12 protein-coding genes are annotated in these 11787 nt (G+C 70.5%); 4 read left to right on the forward strand and 8 right to left on the reverse strand.

The window, feature by feature from the left end; genetic code table 11:
- Nucleotides 1-19: 19 nt before the first annotated feature.
- The 6 genes from ACH49X_RS16280 to ACH49X_RS16305 all read right to left on the reverse strand — a co-directional run bounded on the left by ACH49X_RS16280 (nucleotide 20) and on the right by ACH49X_RS16305 (nucleotide 5714).
- Nucleotides 20-454 (reverse strand): SRPBCC family protein, encoded by a 435-nt coding sequence (locus ACH49X_RS16280; RefSeq protein WP_195077826.1) that lies wholly within the window; start codon nucleotides 452-454, stop codon nucleotides 20-22.
- Between the two features lie 37 nt (nucleotides 455-491).
- Nucleotides 492-875 carry a polyketide cyclase / dehydrase and lipid transport gene (locus ACH49X_RS16285; RefSeq protein ID WP_195077827.1) on the reverse strand — a complete coding sequence of 128 codons (384 nt, stop codon included), beginning with the start codon at nucleotides 873-875 and terminating at the stop codon, nucleotides 492-494.
- A 29-nt stretch (nucleotides 876-904) separates the two neighbouring features.
- Nucleotides 905-2032, reverse strand: a complete 1128-nt coding sequence (locus ACH49X_RS16290; RefSeq protein ID WP_195077828.1) for a glycosyltransferase family 4 protein — start codon at nucleotides 2030-2032, stop codon at nucleotides 905-907.
- A 714-nt stretch (nucleotides 2033-2746) separates the two neighbouring features.
- Nucleotides 2747-3748, reverse strand: a complete 1002-nt coding sequence (locus tag ACH49X_RS16295; RefSeq protein WP_357209340.1) for a hypothetical protein — start codon at nucleotides 3746-3748, stop codon at nucleotides 2747-2749.
- Nucleotides 3749-3889: 141 nt separating this feature from the next.
- Nucleotides 3890-4954, reverse strand: coding sequence for an NlpC/P60 family protein (locus ACH49X_RS16300; RefSeq protein ID WP_357113195.1), 1065 nt, complete (start codon nucleotides 4952-4954; stop codon nucleotides 3890-3892).
- A gap of 190 nt (nucleotides 4955-5144) precedes the next feature.
- Complete coding sequence (locus ACH49X_RS16305) at nucleotides 5145-5714, reverse strand: C40 family peptidase (RefSeq protein ID WP_195077831.1); 570 nt, start codon at nucleotides 5712-5714, stop codon at nucleotides 5145-5147.
- A gap of 595 nt (nucleotides 5715-6309) precedes the next feature.
- On the opposite strand from ACH49X_RS16305, the gene ACH49X_RS16310 reads away from it, so the two are divergent.
- A complete protein-coding gene (locus ACH49X_RS16310; protein ID WP_357209138.1) occupies nucleotides 6310-8127 on the forward strand; it encodes a DEDD exonuclease domain-containing protein in 1818 nt (605 codons plus the stop codon).
- 5 nt (nucleotides 8128-8132) lie between these two features.
- Complete coding sequence (locus ACH49X_RS16315; protein WP_067800602.1) at nucleotides 8133-8408, forward strand: Lrp/AsnC family transcriptional regulator; 276 nt, start codon at nucleotides 8133-8135, stop codon at nucleotides 8406-8408.
- A 29-nt stretch (nucleotides 8409-8437) separates the two neighbouring features.
- On the opposite strand, the gene trpD is transcribed toward ACH49X_RS16315, so the two are convergent.
- The gene (gene trpD, locus ACH49X_RS16320) at nucleotides 8438-9499 is read right to left on the reverse strand and encodes an anthranilate phosphoribosyltransferase (protein ID WP_195077833.1); all 1062 of its coding nucleotides are present in this window, start codon (nucleotides 9497-9499) and stop codon (nucleotides 8438-8440) included.
- Nucleotides 9500-9588: 89 nt separating this feature from the next.
- Nucleotides 9589-10023, reverse strand: a complete 435-nt coding sequence (locus ACH49X_RS16325) for a hypothetical protein (RefSeq protein ID WP_357112511.1) — start codon at nucleotides 10021-10023, stop codon at nucleotides 9589-9591.
- A 186-nt stretch (nucleotides 10024-10209) separates the two neighbouring features.
- Between ACH49X_RS16325 and ACH49X_RS16330 the strand changes: the two genes are divergently transcribed.
- Both ACH49X_RS16330 and ACH49X_RS16335 read left to right on the forward strand, forming a co-directional pair.
- Nucleotides 10210-10821 carry a heme-copper oxidase subunit III gene (locus ACH49X_RS16330; RefSeq protein ID WP_195077835.1) on the forward strand — a complete coding sequence of 204 codons (612 nt, stop codon included), beginning with the start codon at nucleotides 10210-10212 and terminating at the stop codon, nucleotides 10819-10821.
- 85 nt (nucleotides 10822-10906) lie between these two features.
- A complete protein-coding gene (locus ACH49X_RS16335) occupies nucleotides 10907-11770 on the forward strand; it encodes a c-type cytochrome (protein ID WP_195077836.1) in 864 nt (287 codons plus the stop codon).
- The last annotated feature ends 17 nt before the right edge of the window (nucleotides 11771-11787 follow it).

Genomic DNA, 11787 nt, shown 5'->3' on the forward strand with positions numbered 1-11787 from the left:
ACCCGGGTCTTGTGCGCGGTCAGCCTTCGACCCGTTTCTTCAGTTCCTTCAGCGCGGTATCGGTGATCACTTTCTCGGCCTTCCGCTTGAACATGCCGATCATCGGGATGTTCAGATCGACGGTCAGCGTATAGACGACTTCGGTGCCGCCGGGCCGATCGATCAACTCGTAGGTGCCGTTCTGCGCCTTCTGCAATTCGCCGCTGAGCAGCCGCCAGCTGACCGCCTTGCGGTCGGCGCGCCAGTCGTAGGACAGCACGTAGGTGTCCTTGACCACCCCGGCGTCCAGCACGAATCGCGCGGTCTTCGCCAAACCGTCCGGCCCGGTCTCCAGCACCTCGACCGACTTCGCCGCGGACACCCACTCCGGGTAGGACTCCAGATCGGCGATGACGGACATCACCTGCTGCGACGGGGCCTCGATGACGATCGATCTCTGGGTCCTGTCGGCCATGCGGACAGCGGTTCCTTTCAGCGTCGGTGCCGGTGGATCAAGGCTGGGGCGCGGGAGTGACACCGGCGGGACGGCCCGCCTCCAACCGGGACTTCAACTCGAACGACATGTTCTTGCCCGCGACCCGGCGCGCCCGGTTGGCGGCGGCCAGCTTGCCCGCGGGCAGCGGGGGCTGCGGCTCGGCGTGCAAGAAGTAGTGCAGGATCACCCCGTCGAGCGAAGGCTCCAGCCACACCTCCATGGTCCCGGTCAGCGCACCCGTCACCGACCAGCGGATACCCTTCTCGGCCCGATCCTCCCTGACCTCCAAGGCCAGGTCCGGCCACCAGCGGCGCCAATTGTTCGGCCCCGCCAGCAGCTCGGCCACGGCGGCACCCGATGCGGCGACGAAGGTCTGGTCTGCGACCTGGATACTGCTCACTCCGCTGAGCGTAGTAGATGCGACGCGGATCACCGCAGCAGCTGTCGCAGGCGCGCGCCCAGGCTGTCCCAGCGCCACTGCTGCTCGACGAACGCGCGTCCCGCCGCGCCCATCCGCGCGGCGGCGTCCCGGTCGGACAGGATCTCCACCAGGGCGTCGGCGATCTGCTGCACCGAACGGCCGTCCACCACACGGCCGGTCTTGCCTTCGATCACCGTCTCCGGCGCGCCGCCGGAATTGCCCGCGACCACCGGGACGCCCGACGCCGACGCCTCCAGGTAGACGATGCCGAGCCCCTCCACATCCAGCCCCGCGCCCCTGGTCCGGCACGGCATCGCGAAGACGTCCGCCAGCGTGTGATGCGCGGCCAGCTCACCGGACGGGACGCGGCCGGTGAACACCACGTCCTCGGTGACGCCCGCGGCGACCGCGAGGGCACGCAGCTTGTCCTCGAACGGACCGCCACCCGCGATCACCAGGACCGCGCCCCGCACTCGCTCACGGATATCGCGCATCGCCAGGATCAGCGCGTCCTGCCCCTTGCGCGGCACCAGCCGCGACAGGCACAGGATGGTCGGCCGGTCACCCAAGCCGTACCGGGCGCGCAGTTCGGCGCGCGCGGCGGGATCCGGGCGGAAGACCTCGGAGTCCACGCCGGGCGGCAGATACTCGAGCGCCGCGTTCGGGCCGAACGCGGAGGCGAACCGGCGGCGGGTGTAGCGGCTGACATAGGTGACCACATCGGTGTGCTCACCGATGGCCCGCAGCGCCTGCCTGCCGCCGGGCAGCATCGACCACCCGACCTCGTGCCCGTGGGTGCTGGCCAGAATGCGTTCGGCGCCCGCACGGCGCAGGGCGGGCGACATCAGCGCCAACGGCGCCGCCGCCCCGAACCACACCGTGTCGCACTGCTCGCCGCGCAACAGCCGCGCGGCGCGGCGCAGCACGAGCGGAGTCGGCAGCATCAGCGTGGTGGGATGGCGGACGACCTGGAACTTCTGCCCGGCGTCGAACTTCAGATGGCTGTCGCCGCGCCAGCGCGGCGCGTAGACCACCAGGTCGTCCGGCGGCAGTTCACCGGCCAGCGCCTGCAGATACGACTGGATACCGCCCGGCCGCGGCGGGAAATCATTGGTAACCAGCAAAGTTCGGGCCATGCGCAACAAAATACTGTGTTTGTTTGGCCGCGCCTTCGGCGCGGCGTGTTCGCGGCCCCTTTGTGGCTCGCGTCCGAGTGGCCGCCGCTTGCTCCTTCGTCGCTTGCGCGGCGGCCACTCGGACGCGAGCCGGGCCGCGAACGGCGGATGCTCGGTCTCGCTTCGCTCGGAAGACGTGGTCGCGGTGCGCTGGGCGCGTCCGGGATCCGAAGTCGGGACGCTGTGCGTGGGCCGTGTGGGTGGACTGGTGGGTCACCATGAGCGGTGAGCGCTGGACGTGAGCCGGGCCGATGCCCGGTCTCGCTTCGGTTGGAAGGCGTGGTTGTGGTGCGCTGGGCGCGTCGGCGCTCAGAAGTCGGGACGTTGTGCGCGTGGGCGGTGTGGGTTGGACTGGTGGGGTCACTGTGGGCAGGGCAGTTGGATGTGTGCGCGGGCCGCGATCGGCGGGGGCTCGGTCTTGCTTCGCTTGGAAGGCGTCGCGGTGCGCGGGGCATGTCATAAGCCGAGGGCTCAGGCTGCGATGCATGGCGAAAGCTCCGCCTGCGAAGAGGAAGGGTCGGGCCGATTCGGGTCGGCGGATCGGTGCGGGTGGTGTCGCGATTGCGTCATATGTCCCACTCGGCGTGCGGGCCGTGCGGCGGCGGCAGACCGAAGGATGGGGTCACCGACCAAGGCAGCGGGGCGGCGCCGCGCGCGCCGACGATCGGAGCGGGGTCAGGCGGTTCGGGTGCGGAGCCACTCGCGCCAGTCGCCGACGAAGTCGGTGCGGGTGGTGCCGAGGACTTCGCGGAGGACGGCGTCTTCGGTGGCGGGGGTCTGTCTGCTCGCGGCGATGCGGCGGTAGAGCTCGACGAGGTGGGTTCGGTCGTACTTCTCGGCGACGAAGGCGCAGACCGACCAGGCCTTCTCGTAGGTGAAGGCGGCGTCGGGGCCGGAGAAGTCGGTGTCGGGCGGGAGGTCGTCGGGGATGCGGCCGGCGTGGGCGTGCGCGGTGAGCGTGGGAGCGATGTCGGCGAACCGCTGGCCGTCGCGATGGTGCGCGGTGTAGTCGGCGAAACCTTCCAGCATCCACAGCGGGGCGCCGTCGACGGTGTCGGCGCGAGCGGCGATGTGGGTGAGCTCGTGCCGCAGCAGCGTGGCCATGCCCTCGGGATCGAGGCGGCGTCCGGTGTCGGGGCCGAACACGACCCGCTGGCCGGTCGGCTTGCTGCCCGGCGTGAACGGGTCGGCGACCGAGGCGGCGGCGACCTCGGCGGACAGCAGATCGGGCGAGCGCAGCAGGGCCGCGAATTCGGAAGGCGAGGAGGCGACGACGACGAGCGCCGATTGCGCCCAGCCGGGACCCCAGACGTCGGTCACCGCGGCGGTGGCGTCGGCGAGTTCGCGTTCCAGCACGTCGATCTCGATCCGCTGATCGGGATGCCCGACGATCAGTGATCGCCGCCCGTCTCCGGTCGGCACCTGGCGGGCGACGATCGATCCGAACGGCTCGACGATGCGCCGCACCTCCGCCAGCCTGGGATCGGCGGCCGCGGCCTGACCCACCGCCTCGGTCGCCCCCGGCTCCGCGGCCCGCAGCTCGGGGAGCACCGTGCTCGGCAACATGATCAGCGCCACGCACACGCCGGTGAGCGCCACCACCATCGCGACGGTGAGACAGAACTCGAATCGCCGCCGCGCCGACCACCACGCGCGCAGTCTTCGCATCCCGGTCATCGGCGCGCCCCGGCCGGGGACACGGCTGTGCCGCTCGCCGCGGCGATGCCGCGCCGACCGCGCGGGTGGCTCACCGTCGCCCGTCGCGGGTCGGTGGGGTGGTGGGTAACGCGGTGCCGCTGGTTGGCTCGCTCACGGCCTCTAGTATCGCCGAGCCGAATGGAACGGCGTCGAGCCCATGGGCGCGACCGCGACGGGCACGCCGAAGGTGGAGGCGTGCAGCATGAGTCCGTTGCCCGCGTAGATGCCGACGTGCGAGATGTCGGAGTAGAAGAACACCACGTCGCCGGGCTGCAGATCCTCCTTGGGCACGGGTGTGCCGTAGGTGGCCTGCTGCGAACTGGTCCTCGGCACGTTCTTGCCGACCTGCTTGAACGCCCACTGCACGAGACCGGAGCAGTCGAACTGGTCCGGACCGGTGGCGCCCCACACGTAAGGGTCGCCGACCCGCGTGAGCCCGGCCGCCAGCGCGCTGGTTCCGCTGCCGGGGACGAGGCCCTGCAAGAGGCTGTCGCGGTCGAAGCCGGGCGGGAACGGCGATCCGGCGAGGGCGGACTTGTCCTTTGCCGACAGCGTGCCCCAGGCCTGCACCACCTCGGCGATGGCGCCGCCGAGATCGCTGCGCTTGCGTTCCAGATCGATGCGCACCGCGTCGGCTTTCTGCGCGGCCGACCGGGCGGCGTCGGCGGCGGTGCGGGCCTCCGATTCGGCCGCGGTCGCGGCGTCGGTGGCCTTCTTGTAGTGCTCGAGCTGCGCGGAGGTCTGCGCGGACACCACGTCCAGCGTGGACATCTGGTCGAGCAGTTGCTGCGGTGAATCGCTGACCAGCACGGCGAACAGGCGATTGGTGCGGGCGCCCTGGTAGGCGGCGATCGCGGTGCGGTCGATGACCGGCTGATACCGGCGGACCTCGTCCTTGGCCCGGTTCACCAGGTCGGTGCTGGCGGCCAGCCTGGCGTCGGCGTCACGCTGGACCGCGAGCTTCGCCTCCAACTCGGCTTCCGCGCCGAGCGCCTGCTGGTTGAGCTGTTCGGACTGACGAGACAGGTCGATCATCCGCTGTACGGCTTCGCCGGCGGTCGTGGGGAGCGCCACCGGATCCGCTCCGGCCGGGCCGCCGCCGTAGAGACAAGCGGCGAGGAATCCGGCTGCCAGCGTTCCTGCGACCAGACGTTTGGTCTGCTGTCCCCGGTGATGTACAGCCACAGCCCGCGGTGCCCCGTTCTCCTCGTGAAGCTTTCGGCGAACCCCGAGGTTTGCTCCGGGCGAACCCGGGGTAATCGGTCGAAGGTCTCGGTTAGGTTACGGAACGGCCCGTGTCGATGTCCAGCAGAGAACGAATTGATCACAGGGCCGTGGTGCGGTCGGGCCGCGACGTCGCGGCCCGACCGGCTGCTCAGAAGCGGCGCGCGCCCGCGATCGGCATGGAGGAGATCGGCGCCACCTTCACCGGCTGGCCCGAGGTCGACGCGTGCACGACGTTGCCGTCACCGGCGTAGAGGCCGGAGTGGCCGCCGCCGTAGAACGACACCAGGTCGCCCGGCCGGAGGTCGTCGAGCGACACGGGGCTGCCTGCGGCCAGCTGGGCGCCGCTGGTGCGGGGGAGTTCGACACCCGCCTGGCGGTAGGACCACTGGACCAGGCCGGAGCAGTCGAAGGCGTCCGGGCCCGCCGCGCCGTAGACGTACGGCGAGCCGACCTTGCTGAGCGCGGCGTCCAGCGCGACGTCGCCGGAAGACTTGGGTGCCACGAAGGGCAGGGGAGCCGGGCCGGGCAGCTCGAGGCCGGGCAGGCCCGGCGGAACCGGCAGCTCGTTCGGAACGTCGAAGGTGCCCACGCCGGGGATGGTCACCGGCTGGGCCGACGCGGGTGCTGCGGGCAGCAGGAACGCGCCGATGGTGGCAGCGCCGACGGCCCCGGCGGCAACGGCGCGCTTCGCCTGACGCTTGGCGGCGTTGGTCGTCATGATGCGGTACTCCCAATCTGCCTCACGACGCCGCACCCGGTGGTGCCGCGGACTTCGTCGGCGCCGCACCGTTCGGCGCGGCGGACTCCGTGAGGTCTCAGGAAGGTTACGAATACATCACGGTCGTTTGTAAAGCCTCGGCAAAGCGAAAAGGGCTTGCTCAACAATTTCGGTGGCTAATGGGTGTGAGATATGTCCCAGCGAATCACGAAAAGATAACGACGCGGAATGCGTAGGGATATGTGCGCCCGGGTGGGGTCGCGAGGCGGGGCGGACCGGCCTGCCGCCCGGGGTGCGGATGTGCGGCATTTCGCCAGCTAGAAGCGGTTTACTCGCCGTAGGATCCGGTATGGTCGCCGGTTCGTACACCGTAGAGCCGACCGGCGGCGACACGCCCGGCCGTGCCGGCTCGCGTTTCACCGGACGCGCGGCAATGTTTGATACAGTTTTCGACCTTATGTGATCTGGGTCTCTTTTTCGATTTTCTAGATCAATTCCCGGGTATCGCCTCCGAATCCGCAAGGTGTTATTCGGACATTTCGTGGCGTCTCCGCGCGTCCGGTTCCTGTCGGACCGTCGCTCTACGCTGCTGGCCGTGTCCGAACCCGTGCCGCGCCCTGCCGCCAAGCAGCTGGCCTTCGACGAGCTCGACACCCCGTTGTACGACACGACTTTCGTGGTCGTGGACCTGGAGACCACCGGGACCAGTCCGGGAGCCGACGGCATCACCGAGATCGGAGCGGTGAAGGTGCGCGGCGGGGAGGTGCTCGGCGAGTTCGCGACGCTGGTCAACCCGGGTCGGGCGATTCCGCCCGCGGTCGTGCACGTCACGGGCATCACCACCGCGATGGTGTACGCCGCGCCGCGCATCGAGGCGGTGCTGCCCGGCTTCCTGGAATTCGCCGCGGGCGCGGTGCTGGTCGCGCACAACGCCAGGTTCGACATGGCGTTCCTGCGCGCCGCCGCGGCGCAGTGCGACACCGCATGGCCGCCCGCGCAGGTGCTGTGCACCGTGAAGCTGGCGCGGCGGGTGCTCGGACGGGACGAGGCGCCCTCGGTGCGGCTGGGTTCGCTGGCCCGGCTGCTCGGCGCCACCACCCAGCCGACGCACCGGGCGCTGGAGGACGCCCGCGCGACCGTCGACGTGCTGCACGCCCTGATCGCCCGGGTCGGGAACCAAGGCGTGCACAGTCTCACCGAGCTGCTCGACTATCTGCCCGACGTCACACCCCGGCAGCGCTCCAAACGCGCCCTCGCGGCCGATCTCCCCGCCGCTCCGGGGGTGTATCTGTTCCGGGGGCCTTCCGATGAAGTCCTATATATAGGCACGGCTGTGAACTTGCGCCGTCGCGTCCGCAATTACTTCACCGGTTCGGAGACCCGGGGGCGGATGAAAGAGATGGTGTCACTGGCCGTTCGGGTCGACCACGTGGTGTGCGCGCACGCGCTCGAGGCGGGGGTGCGCGAACTTCGGCTGCTGGTGGCGCACACCCCGCCCTACAACCGCCGGTCGAAATTTCCCAAGCGCGCCTGGTGGCTCACTCTCACCGACGAGCCGTTCCCGCGCTTCTCGGTGGTGCGGGAGCCGGGCGCGGCCGCGCTGGGGCCGTTCCACTCCCGCAACGACGCCGCCGACCTGGGCGTGATCATCGCCGAATTCACCGGGTTGCGCACTTGCACGGCACGGCTGTCCCGAAAGGCGGTGCACGAGTGCCCGCCCGCTCTGGTCGGCGGGTGTCCGGCGGGCTCCGGCGGGAAGCGGTCGAACATGACGCAGTACGCCGCGGCGCCCGCGCTCGTGCGCGCGTTGTTCGCCGGGTACAGCGACGCGCCGATTCGCCTCATGCTCGATCGCATCGAAACCCATTCGCGCGCTGAGCGTTTCGAGGCGGCCGCGCGGCTGCGCGATCGTGCCGCGCGCGTGGTGCGCGCGCTGCGGCGCACCCAGCGACTGGCCGCGGTGGCGCGCATCGCCGAACTGATCGCCGCGCATCCCGACGGCGACGGCGGGTGGGAGTTCGCGGTCATCCGGTACGGCCGCCTCGCCGGCTCCGGCACCGCGGCGCGCGGTGTGCCGCCGATGCCCATCGTGGAGCAGATCGCCGCCGCCGCCGAAACCGTGGTTGCGGCCACTCTGCCGAACCCCGGCGCGCTGCCGGCCCTCGGCCCGCACCTGCCGGACCACACATGGACTCCGGTCGAGGACGCCCCGCCGTTACGCGGCGCGTCCCCGGAAGAAGTGGCGCTGGTCGCCCGCTGGCTGGCCCGGCCGGGGGTGCGGATCGTGCGGACCACGGACGGTTACCACGAGCCGATGTATGGCGCGGCACGCTGGCTGGGCTGGGCGGAACTGGCCGACGCCGCGGTCCGCGCCCAACCGACCGAGCAGGGCTATCTGGACCGCTTAGGCTGAGCGTCATGATTACCGCGATCGTCTTGATCCACGCCGACAACGGCCGTATCCCGGAGACCGCGCAGGCGGTCGCGGACACCGACGGCGTCGCCGAGGTCTACTCCTGCGCGGGCGACGTGGACCTGATCGCGATCGTGCGGGTGCGCGACCACGAGCAGATCGCCGATGTGGTGACCGGCCGGATCGACAAGACCCCTGGTGTCCTGCGCACCACGACGCACATCGCGTTCAAGTCGTATTCCCGCGCCGAGGTGGAGGCCGCTTTCTCGCTCGGGGAGTAGTTCTCCACCGGGCGGCGCCAGGCCGGGCGTCAGTTGTCGCCGAGCGTCTGCGTCAGCTTCGCCCAGCGCTCCAGCAGCGCGGTGGCGGCGCCCGTGTCGATCGCCTCGGCCGCGCGCTCGACGCCCGCCGCCAGCGCGGCGTGCAGGTCCGCGTCCGGATCGCCCACGCCGCGCGACCAGTCGTAGGCGACGATGGCGGCCGCCGAATTCACCAGCACCGCGTCCCGCGCCGCGCCGCCGCGACCGGCGAACACGTCGCGGGCAACGCCCGCGTTCACTTCGGCGTCCCCGCCGCGCAGCGCGTCCAGATCGACCCGGGGGATACCGATGCGGGTCGGATCGATGGTGGCCCGGCGCGTCCGTCCGCCCGACACGATCCACGCCTCGGTGGTGTCCGAGGTGGTGATCTCGTCCAAGCCGTCGTTGCCGCGCACCACCAGCGCGCTCGCGCCGCGTTCGGCGAACACGCCCGCGATCACGGGCAGCAATTCGGTGAAGGCGCAGCCGACCAGACCGGCGCGCGGCTGCGCGGGATTGGTCAGCGGACCGAGCACGTTGAAGACGGTCGGGATGCCGATCTGGCTGCGCGCCGCACCCGCGTACTTCAGGGCGGGATGGAACACCGCCGCGAAGCAGAACCCGATGCCGGCTTCGCGCACGCAGCGCGCCACCGACTCCGGACCGAGCGCGAGCTTCACGCCCAGCGCCTCCAGCACGTCGGCGCCGCCGCTCTTGGAGGACGCGGCCCGATTGCCGTGCTTGACCACCGGCACCCCGGCCGCGGCCACCACGATCGAGGACATGGTGGAGATGTTCACCGAACCCGACCGGTCACCGCCGGTGCCGACGATGTCGACCGCGTCGCCATCGATCCGCACCAGCCGCGCGTGCTCGAGCATGCCGGTGGCCAGGCCGGTCAGCTCGGCGGGCGTGGGGCCCTTGATCTTCATGGCGACGCCGAAGGCGGCGATCTGCGCGGGGGTGGCGTTGTCGGACATGATCTCGCTCATCGCCCACGCCGTGTCGTCCGCGGCCAAGTCGCCACCGTCGGCGAGGGTTCCCAGCACCTGGGGCCAGCTGCGCACGCTCATTCCACACTCCCGTCACACTGGTCGCGACCTGTCCCGGCACACCGGTCCGCGCACCAGTTTGTCCGCAGAGCAGCCTAGTGCGCGACCGGTTATGCCGGGGCGTGTGGTGCGGAGCCGGGTTGCAAGGCGTCCCATCCGTCGGCGATGCCGTCGTGGCGCTGGGCCAGCCCGGCCATCCGGGAGCGCTCCTGGGAGCAGTGCAGGGCGTCGAGGATCTGGACGCGCCGCAGGATCACCGTCTCGAACTCGTCGGCGCCGGGGTCGCCGACCCGCGGCGCGGGAGAGTAGCCGTCCTGCGCGGCGATCGCGCAGACGGCCTGCACGTGCCGGGCCGGGATGCGCAGGTGGTGGCGCAGCACCGCGGGCGCGTCCGGCGTCAGATCGGTCGCGCGCGCCAGCGCGGCCGAACACGCCTCCGCGTCGTCGAAGCCGGACGCGACCACGACCAGATCCGCCCGGTCCGGGTCGAGCGCGGCCTGCCGGTCCCGCCGCAGCAGCCGCCGCAGTCGCGGTGTCACCTTCATCTCAGCTTCTCCTTACCCTCGCCTGTCATGCTGACCGGGCGCTCGTCCGCGCGCGGCTCGCGTACCGAGCTCGTCACCGCCCCCCGCCTGGTCGGGAGCCCGTCCTCGCCTGCGTTTTCCGACACGGAGGAACGAGTTTCGTACCCGGCTACGGCCGTCGTACTACGACGAGTCATACTTACCCCCGTGACGACCGCAGTAGGGACCCCAGGATCGGCCATTACCCAGCGTGTGCATTCGCTGAACCGGCCCAACATGGTCAGCGTCGGTACCATCATCTGGCTGTCGAGCGAGCTGATGTTCTTCGCCGGCCTGTTCGCGATGTACTTCGTCGCCCGCGCCCAGGCGCACGGTAACTGGCCGCCGGAGCCGACCGAGCTGAATCTGAAGCTCGCAGTGCCGGTCACGACCGTGCTGGTCGCGTCGTCGTTCACCTGCCAGATGGGCGTGTTCGCCGCGGAGAAGGGCGACGTGTTCGGCCTGCGCCGCTGGTACGTCATCACTCTGATCATGGGCGCGTTCTTCGTCGGCGGCCAGGGCTACGAGTACATGAACCTCGTGCACGAGGGCACCTCGATCTCCAGCAGCTCCTACGGCTCGGTGTTCTACATCACCACCGGCTTCCACGGTCTGCACGTCATCGGTGGTCTGATCGCGTTCGTGTTCCTGCTGGCGCGCACCAAGGTCAGCAAGTTCACCCCGGCGCAGGCCACCGCGGCGATCGTCGTCTCCTACTACTGGCACTTCGTCGACATCGTGTGGATCGGGTTGTTCGCCACGATCTACTTCGTCCGCTGATCGTGGACGCCGCGCCGCTCAGCGGGCGCGGTGCGACCCAAGATCCTTCGCACAAGTCGGTTCCGTCTACTCCAAAGGGACACAGATGAGTTCATCGCCCCCGTCAGCGCCAGAGCCCGCCAGCCCCGGGAACGGCCAGGCCAGCAAGACGCGCAGGCAGCGCCGCGTTCGCCGTCGCATCGCGGGCGGGCTTGCGCTGCTGGTGGGCCTCGTCGGAGCAGGCTTCCTGGCATCGGCCCTCACACCGGACCCGCAGCGCGCCACCGCGAACGAGGACCAGTCCGCGCTCATCCGCGAGGGCCAGCAGCTCTACGAGACGTCCTGCATCACCTGCCACGGCGCGAACCTGCAGGGTGTCGCCGACCGCGGTCCCAGCCTGATCGGCGTCGGCGAGGCCGCGGTCTACTTCCAGGTGTCCTCCGGCCGCATGCCGATGGCCCGCAACGAGGCCCAGGCGCAGCGCAAGCCGCCGAAGTTCGACGCCCACCAGACCGACGCGCTGAGCGCGTACGTGGCCTCCAACGGCGGCGGTCCGACCGTCGTCCGCGACGCCGACGGCCAGGTCGCCCAGGAGTCGATGCGCGGCGACGACATCGCCCGCGGCTCCGAGCTGTTCCGGATGAACTGCGCGTCCTGCCACAACTTCACCGGACGCGGCGGCGCGCTGTCCTCCGGTAAGTTCGCGCCGCCGCTGGAACCGGCGAGCGAGCAGCAGATCTACGCGGCGATGCTCACCGGCCCGCAGAACATGCCGAAGTTCTCCGACCGCCAGCTGAGCGCGGAGGAGAAGCGCGACATCATCGCCTACGTCAAGAACGCGACCGAGGAACACAGCCCCGGCGGCTGGGATCTCGGCGGGTTCGGTCCCGCGACCGAGGGCCTGGCCATCTGGGTGGTCGGCATCACGCTCGTCGTCGGCGCCGCGATGTGGATCGGATCCAGGTCATGAGCAATAGCGAGAAGGAG

The organism is Nocardia sp. NPDC019323 (genome assembly GCF_044389845.1).
GTDB lineage: Bacteria > Actinomycetota > Actinomycetes > Mycobacteriales > Mycobacteriaceae > Nocardia > Nocardia implantans.